17 protein-coding genes are annotated in these 15108 nt (G+C 74.4%); 13 read left to right on the top strand and 4 right to left on the bottom strand.

The features are described from left to right. Positions 1–110 precede the first annotated feature (110 nt). The 4 genes from FMM08_RS17345 to FMM08_RS17360 all read left to right on the top strand — a co-directional run bounded on the left by FMM08_RS17345 (position 111) and on the right by FMM08_RS17360 (position 5402). The gene (locus tag FMM08_RS17345) at positions 111–869 is read left to right on the top strand and encodes a helix-turn-helix domain-containing protein (RefSeq protein WP_147927640.1); all 759 of its coding nucleotides are present in this window, start codon (positions 111–113) and stop codon (positions 867–869) included. 141 nt (positions 870–1010) lie between these two features. Continuing rightward, on the top strand, positions 1011–3116 hold the full coding sequence (locus FMM08_RS17350) for an FTR1 family protein (protein ID WP_147927641.1): 2106 nt from the start codon (positions 1011–1013) through the stop codon (positions 3114–3116). Positions 3117–3177: 61 nt separating this feature from the next. Beyond that, positions 3178–4434: an iron uptake transporter deferrochelatase/peroxidase subunit gene (gene efeB, locus FMM08_RS17355; RefSeq protein ID WP_147927642.1), complete on the top strand. Its 1257-nt coding sequence runs from the start codon at positions 3178–3180 to the stop codon at positions 4432–4434. A gap of 212 nt (positions 4435–4646) precedes the next feature. After that, the gene (locus FMM08_RS17360; protein WP_147927740.1) at positions 4647–5402 is read left to right on the top strand and encodes a substrate-binding domain-containing protein; all 756 of its coding nucleotides are present in this window, start codon (positions 4647–4649) and stop codon (positions 5400–5402) included. Here the strand turns inward: FMM08_RS17360 and yidD are convergent. Then, positions 5399–5698, bottom strand: a complete 300-nt coding sequence (gene yidD / locus FMM08_RS17365; RefSeq protein WP_147927643.1) for a membrane protein insertion efficiency factor YidD — start codon at positions 5696–5698, stop codon at positions 5399–5401. The genes FMM08_RS17360 and yidD overlap by 4 nt on opposite strands. Positions 5699–5774: 76 nt before the next feature. Here yidD and FMM08_RS17370 point away from each other — a divergent pair, with 76 nt between their 5' ends. Further along, positions 5775–6614 (top strand): alpha/beta fold hydrolase, encoded by an 840-nt coding sequence (locus tag FMM08_RS17370; protein ID WP_187279824.1) that lies wholly within the window; start codon positions 5775–5777, stop codon positions 6612–6614. Positions 6615–6635: 21 nt separating this feature from the next. Here the strand turns inward: FMM08_RS17370 and FMM08_RS17375 are convergent, their stop codons facing one another. Next, on the bottom strand, positions 6636–7391 hold the full coding sequence (locus FMM08_RS17375; protein ID WP_147927645.1) for a DeoR/GlpR family DNA-binding transcription regulator: 756 nt from the start codon (positions 7389–7391) through the stop codon (positions 6636–6638). A 53-nt stretch (positions 7392–7444) separates the two neighbouring features. On the opposite strand from FMM08_RS17375, the gene FMM08_RS17380 reads away from it, so the two are divergent. The 4 genes from FMM08_RS17380 (at position 7445) to FMM08_RS23145 (ending at position 9740) form a co-directional block, all read left to right on the top strand. After that, entirely contained in the window at positions 7445–7852 is a 408-nt protein-coding gene (locus FMM08_RS17380) for a DUF4406 domain-containing protein (RefSeq protein ID WP_147927646.1), read from the top strand. Beyond that, on the top strand, positions 7849–8325 hold the full coding sequence (locus FMM08_RS17385) for a heme-degrading domain-containing protein (RefSeq protein WP_147927647.1): 477 nt from the start codon (positions 7849–7851) through the stop codon (positions 8323–8325). The genes FMM08_RS17380 and FMM08_RS17385 overlap by 4 nt, the downstream gene beginning before the upstream one ends. Before the next feature lie 102 nt (positions 8326–8427). Then, complete coding sequence (locus tag FMM08_RS17390) at positions 8428–9117, top strand: MgtC/SapB family protein (RefSeq protein WP_147927741.1); 690 nt, start codon at positions 8428–8430, stop codon at positions 9115–9117. A gap of 53 nt (positions 9118–9170) precedes the next feature. Continuing rightward, the gene (locus tag FMM08_RS23145; RefSeq protein ID WP_187279825.1) at positions 9171–9740 is read left to right on the top strand and encodes an O-methyltransferase; all 570 of its coding nucleotides are present in this window, start codon (positions 9171–9173) and stop codon (positions 9738–9740) included. On the opposite strand, the gene FMM08_RS17400 is transcribed toward FMM08_RS23145, so the two are convergent. Then, complete coding sequence (locus tag FMM08_RS17400) at positions 9710–9886, bottom strand: DUF2200 family protein (protein WP_147927649.1); 177 nt, start codon at positions 9884–9886, stop codon at positions 9710–9712. The genes FMM08_RS23145 and FMM08_RS17400 overlap by 31 nt on opposite strands. 46 nt (positions 9887–9932) lie before the next feature. Between FMM08_RS17400 and FMM08_RS17405 the strand changes: the two genes are divergently transcribed. From FMM08_RS17405 to FMM08_RS17420, 4 genes are all read left to right on the top strand, one after another. Beyond that, a complete protein-coding gene (locus tag FMM08_RS17405; RefSeq protein ID WP_147927650.1) occupies positions 9933–10469 on the top strand; it encodes a dihydrofolate reductase family protein in 537 nt (178 codons plus the stop codon). 143 nt (positions 10470–10612) lie between these two features. Continuing rightward, a complete protein-coding gene (locus FMM08_RS17410; protein ID WP_147927651.1) occupies positions 10613–12790 on the top strand; it encodes a glutamine synthetase III family protein in 2178 nt (725 codons plus the stop codon). Between the two features lie 111 nt (positions 12791–12901). Beyond that, positions 12902–13981, top strand: coding sequence for an SDR family oxidoreductase (locus tag FMM08_RS17415; RefSeq protein ID WP_222710911.1), 1080 nt, complete (start codon positions 12902–12904; stop codon positions 13979–13981). After that, positions 13978–14427 (top strand): hypothetical protein, encoded by a 450-nt coding sequence (locus FMM08_RS17420; RefSeq protein WP_147927652.1) that lies wholly within the window; start codon positions 13978–13980, stop codon positions 14425–14427. Before FMM08_RS17415 ends, FMM08_RS17420 begins: the two co-directional genes overlap by 4 nt. A gap of 19 nt (positions 14428–14446) precedes the next feature. Here FMM08_RS17420 and FMM08_RS17425 read toward each other — a convergent pair whose 3' ends face one another. Beyond that, positions 14447–14950, bottom strand: a complete 504-nt coding sequence (locus FMM08_RS17425; protein WP_439653570.1) for a DUF1360 domain-containing protein — start codon at positions 14948–14950, stop codon at positions 14447–14449. Positions 14951–15108: the final 158 nt, after the last annotated feature.

The following is a 15108-nucleotide window of genomic DNA, read 5'->3' on the forward strand; positions in this document are numbered from 1 at the left end:
AGGTTAGGGAAGCCTCACCTGCGCTAGCGTGCAGTTCCCGACAGGGTCCGCGCAGTTCGCGCCGTCCCCGGCGCCCCGCGCCATGCCGTCAGACCGAGGAGCAGACACCCGTGTCCCCCCGCGTCCACGTCCCACCGGTGGACCTGCGCGACCTCTGCGAGGAGCACGAGCACGTGCTCCTGTGGCAGGTGCGCGGCACGTCCGACGTCGTCGTCGACGGGTCCCCCCAGGAGCTCCGGCACGGCTGGGCCCTGTGGGTGCCGTCCGGGGTGCACCACTCCTTCACCACGCACGACGGCGCCGTGGTGCTGCCGACCTTCTTCCCCGCCGCCAGCACGGCCACCACCTTGGCGCGCCCCACCACCGTGGCCGTCGACGACGACCTCAGCACGCTCCTGCTGGCCTTCGTCCAGTCCAGCTACAGCATCATCAGGCCCCGGGCCGACCTCGCCCGGCAGGTGCTGGCGCTGCTGGAGGAGGGACCCTCCGCCCCCACCTCCCTGCCGGTGCCCGTGTCGGGACCTGCGCGCGCCGTGGCCGAGGCGCTGCGCTTCAACCCGGGGGACGAGCGCGGCGTGGAAGAGCTCGCGCGCTCCGCGCACGCGTCCGCGCGGACGGTCGAGCGGTCGTTCCTCACCGAGACCGGCATGACGCTGCGCGAGTGGCGGATCCGCATCCGGATGGAGACCGCAGCCCGCCTGCTGCGCGCCCGCACCGCCCCGGAGGCGGTCGCGCAGCGCGTCGGCTACACGAGCGGCAGCGCCTTCCGGCGCGTGTTCAAGGACCGCTTCGGCATGACCCCGAGCCAGTACGCCACCAGCGCCACCCGCCCCGGCTCCGCGCTGCCCCGGCCGGTCCCCGCCAGCTGAGCACCGCACCAGGGATGCGGGAGGTCCAGCACGACACTGCTGCGGGCACCCGGTGGCGACGCTCCGCCGACGACCTTCCCAGGTAGTTGTCAGGAGCCAACTACTTGTTGGGCAAGGCTGTCCTAACGATGATCGACGACCGTGCAGTGGTCGACAGCGGTCCCCAACCTCGTCATCGGTCTCCGAGAAGGCCTCGAGGCGGGCCTCGTCGTCACCATCCTCCTGGCGGCGGCCAGGAGGTCGGCGCCCGACGGCACTCGCCGACCCACGGCTCCCGTGTGGCTGGGCGCTCTGGCCGCAGTCACGTGCGCGGGGGCCTTCGCCGCCGTCCTGACGGTGTCAGACTCGGTGCTGTCCAGCAATGGCCAGGAGGCCCTCGGCGGTCTGCTCAGCGTGCTCGCCGTCGGGCTGATCACGGCGATGGTGGTCTGGATGCGGCGTGCGTCCGCGTCGCTGGCGGGCGAGCTGCGCGGCAAGGTGGCGGCGGCCTCGCTCGCCGGACCGGCGGCCCTCGCCGCAGCGGCGTTCCTGGCGGTGGGCCGCGAGGGCCTGGAGACGGCGCTGTTCCTGTGGACCGCGGCCCGCGCCTCGGGGTCGAGCACGGGTCCGCTGGTGGGCGCCGCGGTCGGCCTCCTCGGCGCGGTGGCGCTGTGCACGCTGCTCTTCCGGCGGGCGATCCGCTGGAACGTCGGCGCCTTCCTCACCCGCACCGCGGTGCTGCTCGTGGTGATCGCCGCGGGCGTGCTCGCCTACGGCCTGGGCGACCTGCAGGACGCCGGCTGGGTCCCCGGGCACGCCTGGGTCGCGTTCGACCTCACGAGCCGCGTCGACGCCAGCGCCTGGTGGGTGGGCCTGGTCTCGGGGCTCACGGACCTGTCCCCTCGGATGACGGTGCTGCAGGTCACCGCCTGGGCGGTGTACCTCGTGCTGGCGCTGCGCGCGCTGGCGGTGGCGGGCCGCACTCCTGCACCGCAGCCCCCGGAGCCGGCAGCGCCGACGGTCGAGCCCGTGGCGACTCATGGCGGGGAAGGACGACGACGCGGGGACGCGCTGACCGCCCGGCTGGCCTCGCGGCCGTGGCGCACGGCGGGCGTCGTCGTCCTCGTCCCCGCCCTGGCGGCGGTGGCGCTGGTGCAGCTGCTCCCCCGCAGCAGTGCCGCGGCTTCGACCCTCGAGGTCACGGACACGCGGTGCGCGCAGGACCTGAGCGCCCCGAGCGCCGGGACGCAGGTCTTCCAGGTGACCAACAGCTCCTCCAAGATCGTGGAGGTCGACCTCGACGACGCCAGCGGCGGCATCGTCGCGGAGATCGAGACCCTGGCCCCCGGCACCACGGCACCGATGTCGGCGACGCTGGGCGACGGCACGTACACGGTGGAGTGCCTGCCCGCCGGCGGCGACCCCATGAGCTCGGCCCCCGTGCAGGTGACCGGCAGCACGGGCGGCGCCACCGCGACGGCGGCCCTGGCAGTGAGGCCGATCTCCGTGCACGACCTGGAAGGGCCGGACGACGCGTACCAGACCTACGCCTCCGGTCAGCTCTCGCAGCTCGCGGCGCAGGTCGCGACGCTGCAGGTCGACCTGCGCCGCGGTGACCTCGTCGCCGCGCGGCGCGACTGGCTGCCCGCCCAGCTGACGTGGGAGAGGGTCGGCGCGTCGTACGACAGCTTCGGTGACCTCGGCACCGCCGTCGACGGCCTGCCCGACGGACTGCCCCGGGGCGTGGACGACCCCGGCTTCACGGGGCTGCACCGCTTGGAGCACGGCCTCTTCCACGGCCAGAGCGCCGCGCAGCTGGCGCCCGTGGCCGACCAGCTGGCCGAGGACGTCGCGGCGGTGCAGAGGCACCTCGGCGACGACGACCTCGCCGGGGACCCGACCCAGCTGCCGGTCCGCGCCCACGAGAACCTCGAGGACGCCCTCCGCGACCACCTCACGGGCCTCGACGACGAGGGCGGTGGTGCCCAGTACGCCATGACGGCCGCGGACGTCGACGTGACGCGGACCGTGCTCTCAGACCTCGCCCCCCTCCTCGACGCCCGCCGGCCCCACCTCGTCACCACCGCGCAGACGCAGCTGGACCAGCTCGACAGCGCGCTGGCCGCCACGCGCGCCGGCGACGGCACGTGGACGGCGCCCGCCGACGTGCCGTGGGCGCAGCAGCAGGCCGTGCGCGCCTCGCTCGGGGCCGTGCTGGAGACCCTCTCCAGCGTCCCGGACCTGCTGGAAGTCCCACCGGGCTCGTGAGCCCCACCCCGTCCCCGCACTCGACCTGACCCGACCTGCAGCCCGAGAGGACCCCACCGACATGGACGTGAACCGCCGCAGCTTCCTGCGAGGCGGCCTGGCCGGAGGCGCCGGCACGGCCCTGGCCGCCGCGCTGGCCGTGGGCGGCGCCCGCGCCGACGCCGCGGCGGCCGCGGGGAACGGCTCCGGCGGGTCCGGCGGTGGGACAGCCGGACCCGCCACCTACCCCTTCCACGGGACGCACCAGGCGGGCGTGCTCACGCCGGGTCCCAGCCAGAAGCAGCGGACGGCGGCGTTCGTGGCGCTGGACGCGACTGCGACCAGTCGCGAGGACCTGCGAGCCGTCTTCCAGACGCTGACCGACCGGGCCCGCGCGCTGACCGCCGGCGGACCGGCGCCCGACCTCGGCGTCGGGCAGCCGCCCGCCGACAGCGACGTCCTCGGCCCCGCCATCCCCGCCGACGGCCTGACCGTCACCGTCTCCGTGGGCGCCAGCCTCTTCGACGACCGGTACGGCCTGGCCCCGCTGAAACCAGCGAAGCTCACCCCGATGCGCGTCTTCAAGAACGATGCGCTGGAGGACGCCTGGACCGGGGGCGACGTGGTGCTGCAGCTCTGCGCCCACCACCCCGACACCGTCCACCACGCGCTGCGCGACATCACCAAGCACACCCGCGGCGGCCTGCAGCCGCGCTGGCGGATGGACGGGTTCGACTCCCCGCCGCGTCCCAGCGGCACCAGCCGCAACCTGCTGGGGTTCAAGGACGGCACCGCCAACCCCACGGGCTCGGAGGCAGCGAGCCTCATCTGGATCGACGACCCGTCCGAGCCGGCGTGGACCCAGGGCGGCAGCTACCAGGTGGTACGGCTGATCCGCATGCTCACGGAGTTCTGGGACCGCGTCTCCCTCGAGGAGCAGCAGACGATGTTCGGGCGCCGTCGCGACAGCGGTGCTCCCCTCGACGGTTCGGCGGAGTTCGACACTCCCGACTACGCCAAGGACCCCGAGGGCGACGTCATCCCGCTCGACGCGCACATCCGCCTGGCCAACCCGCGCACGCCCGACACGGCGAACCAGCGGCTGCTGCGGCGCTCCTACAACTACGACCGGGGGCTCGACACCAACGGGAACCTGGACGTCGGGCACGTCTTCACGTGCTACCAGCAGGACGTCGTGCGGCAGTTCGAGACGGTGCAGCTGCGACTGGTCGACGAGCCGCTGGTCGACTACGTGCAGCCGTTCGGCGGCGGGTACTTCCTCACCCTGCCGGGGGTGCGGGACGCCAGCGACCACTACGCCTCGGCGCTGCTCAGCTGAGCGGCGGATGCAGGGCGGCGGCGTCGCAGGCTGGGGGACTCCGCGACGCCGCCGCTGGGGGCAACACGCGCTACTGACACGTGTTAGTTTAACGTTAAGAGCGACACTCGAGGATGTCAACGCACCTCGCGGTGGACGAGTGACGGGTCCTTTCAGTCCGCAGCGCGCTGGCGTCCGCGAGCGACCCGCCCAGCCGAGAGCGCCGTGCAGGGATGTCCCGGACCACGGTGAGCTTCGTGCTCGACGGCAGGACGGAGGCGCGGGGCATCAGCCCGGCCACCGCCGACCGCGTGAGGTCGGCGGCCGCGGAGCTGGGCTACGCCCCCCACCGCACCGCCCGCCTGCTGCGCGCCGGCACCAGCGACCTGGTGGTCCTCGCCGTGCCGGGAACAGCACCCCTGAGCGCCCTGACCCTGCGGGTGGTCGCCGAGGTCACCGACCTGCTCTCGCTGGCGGACCTGCACCTGGTGGTCCGGCGCACCACTCTCGACCGCCCGTTCCACCGGGCGTGGCGGGAGGTGTGCCCCGCCGCCGTCATCGGCCTGGAGGTCCCTGCGGCAGACCTGGAGGAGGTCCGGCTCGCCGGCGTCCCGGCGGTGAGCTTCGACGTGTCCGCCTTCGACGAGGCCATCGGCACCGCCCAGGCCCGGCACCTGCTCGAGCGCGGCCACACGTCCCTGGCCTACGCGGCCCCCGCCGAGACCCACCTCGCAGCCTGCTCCGACCGCCGCCTGGCCGCCGTCCGGCGCGCCTGTGCGGCCGCCGGCGCTCCGGCACCCGCGGTGGTCACCTGCCGGCTCGACACGTCCAGCGCCACGGCCGCGGTCGGGGCGCTCGCCGCGCACCCCGGGGTCAGCGCCGTCTGCGCCTTCGACGACGAGCACGCGCTCGCCGTGCTCGAGGGGGTCTTGCACGAGGGACCGTTCGCGGTCCGCGCGCCGACGGTGCTGCAGCGCAGCACGGCCTAGCGCCGACCGAAGCCGAACGGGATGGGGATGGGGCCGCAGCAGCACACGCCCTGCACGCGCTGCTGCGGACTGAGCAGGGCCACCGCCCGGTAGCACGCCAGCAGGCGCAGCGCGGCGGGCAGCGCCGAGCGGGACACGCCCCGCTCGGCCACGCAGCGCCGCACCGCCCCGGAGCAGGAGTCGCCGCCGTGGGCGACGCGGTGCGCGCACGAGTACCCCTTCCGCGGCGAGAGCCGCACCTGGTACCAGGCGATGGCCCGGTCGACGAGTCGCGCGGCGGGAGTGGGGTCGCTCATCCACCGATGCTGCTCCAGCGCCGGGCGCTCCACACGTCGACCTTGCGGCCCGCGCAGGGCGTGCGAGCCTGCAGGCGTGGAGGCGTACGAGCGGTCGGGTCTGCACTTCGACGTCACCGACGTCGGCCCCGACCTGCCCGGCGCCCCGGCAGCGCTCTGCCTGCACGGCTTCCCGCAGGACCGGTCCGCCTTCGACGACGTGGCCCACCGCCTCGCCGGGCGCGGCGTGCGGGTGCTCGCGCCGGACCAGCGCGGGTACTCCCCCGGTGCGCGCCCCCGGGGACGGCGCGCCTACGCGCTGCCGGAGCTGGTCGCCGACGCCGTCGCCCTGCTCGACGCCGCGGGCGTGCATCGCGCCCACGTGGTCGGCCACGACTGGGGCGGGGTCGTCGCCTGGGCGCTGGCCGCCTGGCACCCGGAGCGGGTGGCGTCCCTGACGGCGCTGTCCCAGGCGCACCCCGCCGCCATGGGGGCGGCGGTGAGGACGTCGTCGCAGGGCCTGCGCTCCTGGTACGTGGCCGCCTTCCAGCTGCCGGTGCTCCCAGAGCTGGTGCTGCTGCGCCGTGGGGTACTGGAGCGGCTGCTCGTGAGGTCGGAGCTGCCCGAGCACCTCGCGCGGCGGTACGCCGAGCGCGCTGCCGAGCCCGGCCGGCTGTCGGCGGCGATCGGCTGGTACCGGGCGCTGCCGCTGGGCGGGCGGTCGGTCGGCCGGGTCGTCGTCCCCGTCACCTACCTGCACGGGTGGCGCGACCCGTTCTACGCACCGGCCACCGTGCTCGGCACCGCCGGCCACGTGGGGGGCCCCTACGGGCGGCGCACGCTGGACACCGGCCACTGGGTGCCGGAGCAGGAGCCCGGTGCGGTGGTGGACGCTGTCCTGGCCCACGTCGCGACCGAGGTGGCGGACGCAGGCTGAGCGGGCGGACCGACGAGCGGGTCAGCCCGCGCTGATGACGCTGACACCCCGGTCGGCCAGCGCCTCGAGCGCGTCACCGGTCGGCGCGTCGGTGATGACGCCGGCCACCCGCTCCAGCGGCAGCACCTGGAACGGCGAGACCGCTCCCACCTTCTCCACGCTGGCCAGGACGAAGGTGTCGGCGGCGCGGTCGGCGAGCGCCCGCTTCATGGCCGCCTCCTCGGCGTCGCCGGTGGTGAGGCCCTCGACGGGGTGCACGCCGGTGACCCCGAGGAAGAACAGGTCGGCGGAGATGGCACGGGCGGCCTCCACCGCGGCGGCCCCGCAGGCCACGGCGGAGTGCTTGAAGAGTCGCCCGCCGAGCACGAACACCTCGGCGGTGGGGTGTTCGACCAGCGCCGCGGCCACGGTGGGGCTGTGGGTGACCACGGTGCAGGCCAGCCCCGGCGGCAGGGCCCGTGCGAGCGCCAGCGCGGTCGTCCCGCCGTCGAGGATGACGGTGCTGCCGGGAGCGACGAGCTCGACCGCCCGCGCCGCCACCCGCTGCTTGCTGTCCACGGACACGCTCGTGCGGGTCGCGTAGTCGGCGAGGGCCGGGGAGACGGGCAGCGCGCCGCCGTAGACGCGCTGGCACAGCCCGGCCGCGGCGAGCTCGCGCAGGTCGCGCCGGACGCTGTCCTCGGACAGGCCCAGCTCTGCGGCGACGTCCTTGGCCACGACCTTGCCGTCGGCGGCCAGGCGCGCCAGCAGGAGGTCGCGTCGTTCAGCGGCGAGCATGCGCACTCCCTGAAGTTCCTTCACGTTGTTGCACGTTTGTGTACGGTACTTCCATGTCGAACGATCCCACGTCCCCCGCACCCTCCCGGCCGCTGATGGTGCTCATCGCCGGTCCGTACCGGTCTGGCACCGGAGACGACCCCGCCCTCATGGCCGCCAACCTCGAACGCCTCGAGGAGGCCGCCTGGCCCGTGTTCGCCGCAGGGCACGTGCCGGTGATCGGGGAGTGGGTGGCGCTGCCCGTGCTGCGCTCCGCCGGCGCCACGGTCTTCGACCCCCTCGCCGAGCAGGTCCTCTACCCGACGGCGCAGCGCCTGCTGCAGCACTGCGACGCCGTGCTGCGCCTCCCCGGCGCCTCGAGGGGCGCCGACCAGGACGTCGCCATCGCCCGCGAGCGCGGACTGCCGGTGCACCACCACGTCGACGAGCTGCCGGTGAGCGGGTCCACCATGGCCCCATGAGCGACCTCCCCGTCTTCTCCGCAGCCGATGTCGCCGCGCAGCCGGCGCTGGACCTGGACTCCTTCTCCCAGGACGACGCCGTTGACCTGGGCGTGCTGGCGCTGGAGGTGGTCCGCGAGCGCGGGGCCAACCTCGCCGTCCGCGTGGAGCTGCACGGACAGACGGTCTTCCTGGCCAAGACGGGCACCACCGACTCCGGCAACGAGCACTGGCTGGCGGGCAAGTCGCGCGTGGTGCACCGGTTCGGGGAGCCGTCCCTGCTGGTGCGGCGGCGCCACGAGGAGGCGGGCACCCCGTTCGACCAGCGCGACGACGTCGACCACGACCAGCTGAAGGCGCACGGCGGCTCGGTGCCACTGCGCGTGGCGGGCCAGGTGGTCGGCACGCTGACCACCTCGGGCGAGCCCGACGTGGTGGACCACGCGGTGTCGTCGGAGGCGGTCCGGCGCTTCCTCGCCCGCCACCAGGGCTGACCCAGCGATCTCTCCGGTCGCCCCCAGGAGTCCGCTCCACGATCCAGGCTCGTGCACGCGTCGGCCGCCGGGCCCCTCAGCGACCTCGCCTTCGCCCTGCGGATGCTGCTCGCCGTCGGGTGCGGCGTCCTCATCGGCCTGGAACGGCAGTGGCGCTCCCGCACCGCGGGGCTGCGGACCAACGCCCTGGTGGCGACGGGCGCGTGCGCGTTCGTGCTCCTCGGGCAGCTGGCCGGCCAGACCGGGGATCCGCTGCAGATCGCGGCGTACGTCGTCTCGGGCGTGGGCTTCCTCGGCGGTGGCGTGATCCTGCGCCAGGGCTCGTCCGTCCAAGGCCTCAACACCGCAGCCACCCTGTGGTGCTCGGCGGCCGTCGGCTGCCTGGCGGCAGCGGGGCACGCCGCCGCGGCGCTGGCCGTGACAGCGGTGGTCATCGGCGTGCACCTGCTGCTGCGCCCGCTGGGTCGCCTGGTGGACAGGGCCCCCACCAGCGGCGGGGACGAGCAGCGCGCCTACCGGCTGGAGCTCGTGGTGCGCCGCAAGCACGAGGGGCACCTGCGGGCGCAGGTGCTGCAGGCGCTCAGCGGCGGCGACGCGCGGCTGCGGGGTCTGACGAGCACCGCCAGCGACGACGACGCCTCCACCACGCTGACGCTCGAGCTGCTCGTGGACGGCTCGGAGACCCACCAGCTCAACCAGCTGGTGGAGCGCCTCTCCCTGGAGCAGGGGGTGCGCTCGGTGGCCTGGCAGGAGGGCTCCGCCGGGGAGCCGGTGGACGGCGACGCGGGCTGACGGCGGTCACGAGAGGGCTGGCGGGCGTGATCACGGATGGCTACGGTCGGCCGGTGAGCGCGCCAGGTGTCCCCGACGTCGTCCTCGCCGCCGAGCGCCGTGCCGTCGAGCGCTCCTTCGCCCACTCGTGCTGCGCGCCCACCGGCCCCCTGCTCGCAGTGCTCGCCGCGGCTGTGAGGCCCGGCGGGCGGGTGCTCGAACTGGGCACCGGGGTGGGGGTGGGCACGGCGTGGATCGCCTCGGGCCTGGTGGGCCGCGACGACGTCGAGGTGGTCACCATCGAGCTGGACGAGGACCTGGCGGACCTGGTGCGCGGCACCGACCTGCCGGTCACGGTGCTCACCAGAGACGCCGTCGCCCTGCTGCCGGGGCTGGGCACCTTCGACCTCGTCTTCGCCGACGCGCTCGGCGGCAAGTGGACGGGGCTGGACCTGACGATCGCCGCGGTCGCACCAGGCGGGGTGCTCGTGGTGGATGACATGGACCTGGGCCGCTACCACTCCCCCGAGGACCGCGCGGCGGTCACCCGCGTGCGCGAGACCCTGCTGAGACACCCGCAGCTCGTCAGCGCCGAGCTGGCCGACGGCACCGGTCACATCCTCAGCACCCGTCGCCCCGCCTGACGCCCACCCGAGGCCGTCGTCGTACCGGTGAGCCAGCGGACGGCATCGTCGACCTCGGCGCGCGTGCGGCCCTTGCGCTCGGCCCTCGCCACGCAGAGGGGGTGGACGTCGGCGAGCGCTGTGGCGAAGATGCGGTGACCGGGCACCCGTCGAGGCCAGAGCGGCGGGGCCGGCTGCGGGAGGGGCGAGGCCGTGCGCAGGGTCGTCGTGTACCAGCTGCTGTCGCTCGACGGCGTCGCGGAGTCGCCGGACCGCTTCTTCGCGTGGGACGACGTTCTCGACGCGAACCTCGCCGACGTCATCTCCACCCAGGACGTCGTGCTGCTCGGGCGCCGCTCCTACGACGAGTGGGCGCCGTACTGGCCCACGAGCGACGTGGAGCCCTTCGCGACCTTCATCAACGGCGTCACCAAGCACGTGGTCACCTCCTCACCGCTGGAGCCGGCGTGGACGGGCGCCACCGCCGTCGAGGGCGACCCGGTGGCCTTCGTGCGGACGCTGAAGGAGGCCGACGGCGGGGACGTCGGGGTCCACGCGAGCACCACGCTCGCCCGGGCGCTGCTCGCGGCCGGCGTCGTCGACGTCCTGCGCCTCGTGGTGGCACCGGCGATCGCGGGCAGCGGCGGGAGGCTGCTGGACGGCCTCACCGGCGTCCGGCTGGAGCTGCTGCGCAGCGAGGCCTCCCCCACGGGGTGCCTCGTCCTCGACTACCGCACCTCCCCCGCCTGAGCGACCGCGACGCGCGGGGGTCACCGGAGCGACCCAGGGCTGGAACGCGCACGAAACACTCCCGAGATGCGAGGCACCTACGGTCTGGGCGCGCTTGACAGCGGCCACGACCAGCGGGGCCGCGACCACCTTGAGGAGAACGCATGAGCGGCAGCGCCGCCCGCCTGGACGCCATCAACGCCGTCAAGTCCTACGTGCCGCCGGCGCCGTCGTTCGCCGCGCACGAGGCGCCCGGTGAGATCTTCGGGCAGAACGTCTTCTCCCGCGACGTCATGCAGGCCCGTCTGCCCAAGGCCGTGTTCCGCTCGGTGATGGCGACCATCGAGGGAGGCGCACCGCTGGACCCGAGCGTCGCCGACGCCGTCGCGTCCGCCATGAAGGACTGGGCGATGGACCGGGGCGCCACGCACTACGCCCACGTCTTCTACCCGCTGACCAACCGGTCGGCCGAGAAGCACGACAGCTTCCTGGAGCCGGACGGCGAGGGCTCCTCCATCGCGGAGTTCGCCGGCAAGACGCTGGTCCAGGGCGAGCCCGACGCGTCGAGCTTCCCCAACGGCGGCCTGCGGTCCACGTACGAGGCCCGCGGGTACACCGCCTGGGACGTCACGAGCCCCGCGTACATCCTCGAGAACGCCAACGGCAACACCCTCTGCATCCCGACGGTCTTCGTCTCCTTCACCGGCGAGGCCCTCGACCTCAAGGCCCCCCTCCTGCGCTCGCAGAAGGCCATGGCCGACCAGGCCAAGCGCGTGCTGGCGCTGTTCGGCCACATCGAGCCCGGCAACGTCGTGAGCTTCGCCGGTCCCGAGCAGGAGTACTTCCTCATCGACCGCAGCTTCTCGCTGTCGCGCCCCGACCTGCTGAACTGCGGTCGCACCCTGTTCGGCGCCAAGCCGCCCAAGGGCCAGGAGTTCGACGACCACTACTTCGGGTCCATCCCCGACCGCGTGCTGGCGTTCATGCTCGACGCCGAGCGCGAGCTGTTCAAGCTGGGCGTGCCCGCCAAGACCCGCCACAACGAGGTCGCCCCGGGCCAGTTCGAGATCGCCCCGATGTTCGAGCAGGCCAACCTCGCCGCCGACCACCAGCAGCTGCTCATGGTCACCATGCGCAAGGTGGCCCAGCGCCACGGCATGGAGGTGCTCTTCCACGAGAAGCCCTTCGCCGGCGTCAACGGCTCGGGCAAGCACGTGAACTTCAGCTTCGGCGGCGGGAACGTCGGCAACCTCCTGCTGCCGGGTGACACCCCGCACGACAACGCCCAGTTCCTCGTGTTCTGCGCCGCCGTCATCCGCGCGGTGCACCTGCACGGCGGCCTGCTGCGCGCGTCGGTGGCCTCCTCCACCAACGACCACCGCCTGGGCGCCAACGAGGCCCCGCCGGCCATCATCTCGATCTTCCTGGGCGACCAGCTGGCCGACGTGTTCGACCAGGTGGCCAAGGGAGGCGCGACGTCGTCCAAGGAGAAGGGCACGCTGACCATCGGCGTCGACACCCTCCCGGTGCTCCCCACCGACCCGGGCGACCGCAACCGCACCAGCCCGTTCGCCTTCACCGGCAACCGCTTCGAGTTCCGCGCGCCGGGCTCGCTGCAGTCGATCGCCCCGCCGATGATCACCATCAACACGATCGTCGCCGAGTCCCTCGACCACGTGGCCACCGAGCTGGAGACCAAGCTGGCCGCCGGCGAGGAGTTCAACCACGCCGTCCAGAAGGTGCTCGAGCAGATCGTCTCCGACCACGGCGCGGTCATCTTCAACGGCGACGGCTACTCCGAGGAGTGGCAGGTCGAGGCCGCCGCCCGCGGTCTGAAGAACCTCAAGACCACGCTGGACGCGCTGCCGGAGCTCATCACCCCGGAGTCGCTGGCGCTGTTCTCGAAGTACGGGGTCCTCTCCGAGCAGGAGTCGCACAGCCGCTTCGAGGTGGCCCTGGAGCAGTACGCGCTGTCGGTGGGCGTGGAGGCCAAGCTCTCCCTGGAGATCGGCGCGACGATGATCCTGCCCGCCGCTCTGCGCTACCAGACCGAGCTGGCCCAGAACGTCGCCGCGCTCAAGGCCGCCGGGGTGGAGGCCGACACCTCCCTGCTCGAGGCGGTCTCCACGCCGCTGGCGGCGCTGCGCACCTCCGTCGCCGCCCTGCGCTCGGCCGTGGCCGAGCACCCGGACGGCGGCTCCGCCGGGCACGCGCTGCACGCCCGTGACGTGCTGCTCCCGGCGATGGCGGCGGTCCGCGCGGCCGCCGACGAGCTGGAGACCGTGGTGGCCGACGACCTGTGGCCGCTGCCGACCTACCAGGAGATGCTCTTCATCCTCTGATCCTCTGACGGGCGCTCGTGCGCTCGCACCCGCAGGCTGGCGGGTGTGAGCACCCACACCCCCGCCCCCGGCGCAGTCCCCGTCGAGCTCGCCGAGACCGCCGCATCCGACCTGTCCGCTCCCCGATCACCGCGGGGCGTGGCGGTGGTGACCGGCGGCTCGGCGGGCATCGGCCGGGCCGTGGTGCGCGAGCTGGCCGCCCGCGGCTGGGACGTGGCGGTGCTCGCCCGGGGGCGTGACGGGCTGGCCGCGACGGTCGCCGACGTGGCCGCCGCGGGGCGCCGCGGCATCGGCGTGGTCTGCGACGTCGCGCACCGCGAGCAGGTCGAGGCGGCCGCCACCCGCGTGGAGGCCGAGCTCGGCCCGGTCGAGGTGTGGGTCAACAACGCCATGGCCAGCGTCTTCTCCCCGTTCTCGGACACCGACCCCGACGACTTCGAGCGCGCCACCGCCGTCACCTACTTCGGCCAGGTGCACGGGACGCGCGCGGCGCTGGACCGCATGCGCCCCCGCGACCGCGGCCACGTCGTCCAGATCGGCTCGGCGCTCGCGTTCCGCGGCATCCCCCTGCAGGCCGCGTACTGCGGAGCGAAGCACGCCGTGGTCGGCTTCACCGAGTCGGTCATCACCGAGCTGCGCCACGAGGGCAGCCGCGTCCAGGTCTCGATGGTCCACATGCCCGGCATGAACACCACGCAGTTCGGCTGGGTGCGCACCACGATGCCGAACCACCCCCAGCCGGTCGCCCCGATCTACCAGCCGGAGGCGTGCGCGAAGGTGGTTGCCGAGGTCGTCGACCACCCCCGACGGCGGACGTGGGTGGGCGAGTCGACCGTGTACACGATCCTCGGCAGCTGGGCCGCCCCCTGGTTCGTCGACCGGTACCTGGCCCGCACCGGAGTGGACGGCCAGCTCACGGACCAGCCCCGCTCGACCATGCGCGGCGACTACCTCGACGCGCCGGTCCCCGGGGACGCCGGGGCGCGCGGCGAGTTCGACGACCAGTCGTGGAGCTGGAGCCCGCAGGTGTGGCTGCAGCAGCGCCGCCACGCCGTCGACGCCGCGGGCACCGCGGCGCTCACCCTCGGGGCGGTGGCCGGAGCGCTCACCGCGGTGACGACGACGGCGAGGGCGGTCCAGCGACGTCGTGCAGCGCCTTCTGCACGGGCGCGGCGGTGGCTGGGCCGATGAGCGAGCAGCGACGGCCGCGACCCGCGGGCGAGGTGCTGCAGGGGGCGCGGGCCACCTGGGGCACGCTGCTGCTGGTGGCGCCCGGCCCGGTGCTGCGCCTGGTCGGCGAGCACGACCCCGACCCCCGCTCCCGCACGGTCGTGCGCGTCCTCGGTGCCCGACACCTCCTCCAGGCCGGCTTCTCGGGGCGGACTCCGAGCCGCGCGACGCTGGCCGACGGCGCCTGGGTCGACGTCGTCCACGCGCTCACCGCCCTGGCGCTCGCGGCTGGCGACAGACCCCGGGCGCGCCTCGCGCTCCTCGACGCCGTCATCGCCCTGTCCTGGGGAACGGCCTCGGCCCGCGCCGCCCGGCGCGTGCCGCTGCAGGAGGGGCGGGCCGCCTCTCGTCGCGAGCGCCTGGCACGAGCGGTCCACCCGCTGCTGCCCGGAGCACCTCCGCTCTGAAGGTGCCCCGGGCGGAACCTCAGCCCTCCGTCTCCTCCAGCGCGGCGTAGGCGTACTGGAGGGCGTCGGCCGCAGCCACCACCGTCATGCCGGTGGCGACCCACCGCGTGGCCCGCGGCGCCGCCGCGAACGAGACCAGCGAAGCCGTCGCGACCCACTGGCCCAGGCAGAACGGGCAGGTGATGAGTTCGCCGACGGCGTGCCTCACCGCCCCCGGTCGCGGCTGCTCCAGCACTTCGCCCGGGCCGGCGGGTCCGGAGAAGACCGTGAACGGCGCGCGCAGAGGTGAGAGGACGGCGTCCTTGGCGAGGGTGCGGGTGGTCCGGAAGACCGCCACCGACAGCAGCGCCAGGTCTGCGGGTGTCGGCAGTGCCGCGTCGCCACGGCGGCGCGCCACCAGGGTGGCCGCGGTGACCGTGCTGATCACGTAGCCGCCCATGAGCAGCGCGTACCCGGTCAGCGGGCGCTCGTCGCGCCGCTCGGGGTCCGTGCCCAGCTCCTCGTACTCGCGACGCGTGCGCAACCACCAGCGGGCCGCGCCGGCCAGGGGTCCGCTGTGGCGGTGGGCGGCCTGCGCGAGGCGGCCGTCGACGTCGTCCTGGTGCTCCACCCCGTTCCCCTACCCCGTCGCGCACCAGACGATCGCGCACGGCGGAACCGAGTGGGCTCCCCGACCGCAGC

The sequence above is a fragment of the Quadrisphaera setariae genome, assembly GCF_008041935.1.
GTDB lineage: Bacteria > Actinomycetota > Actinomycetes > Actinomycetales > Quadrisphaeraceae > Quadrisphaera > Quadrisphaera setariae.

What these genes read in the sequence shown, in the direction of transcription:
- yidD (WP_147927643.1), bottom strand. Translation starts at nt 5,698, where the DNA reads ATGAGCGACCCCACTCCCGCCGCGCGACTCGTCGACCGGGCCATCGCC.
- FMM08_RS17360 (WP_147927740.1), top strand. Translation starts at nt 4,647, where the DNA reads ATGTCCCGGACCACGGTGAGCTTCGTGCTCGACGGCAGGACGGAGGCG.
- efeB (WP_147927642.1), top strand. Translation starts at nt 3,178, where the DNA reads ATGGACGTGAACCGCCGCAGCTTCCTGCGAGGCGGCCTGGCCGGAGGC.
- FMM08_RS17410 (WP_147927651.1), top strand. Translation starts at nt 10,613, where the DNA reads ATGAGCGGCAGCGCCGCCCGCCTGGACGCCATCAACGCCGTCAAGTCC.
- FMM08_RS17390 (WP_147927741.1), top strand. Translation starts at nt 8,428, where the DNA reads ATGCTGCTCGCCGTCGGGTGCGGCGTCCTCATCGGCCTGGAACGGCAG.
- FMM08_RS17375 (WP_147927645.1), bottom strand. Translation starts at nt 7,391, where the DNA reads ATGCTCGCCGCTGAACGACGCGACCTCCTGCTGGCGCGCCTGGCCGCC.
- FMM08_RS17420 (WP_147927652.1), top strand. Translation starts at nt 13,978, where the DNA reads ATGAGCGAGCAGCGACGGCCGCGACCCGCGGGCGAGGTGCTGCAGGGG.
- FMM08_RS17385 (WP_147927647.1), top strand. Translation starts at nt 7,849, where the DNA reads ATGAGCGACCTCCCCGTCTTCTCCGCAGCCGATGTCGCCGCGCAGCCG.
- FMM08_RS17380 (WP_147927646.1), top strand. Translation starts at nt 7,445, where the DNA reads ATGTCGAACGATCCCACGTCCCCCGCACCCTCCCGGCCGCTGATGGTG.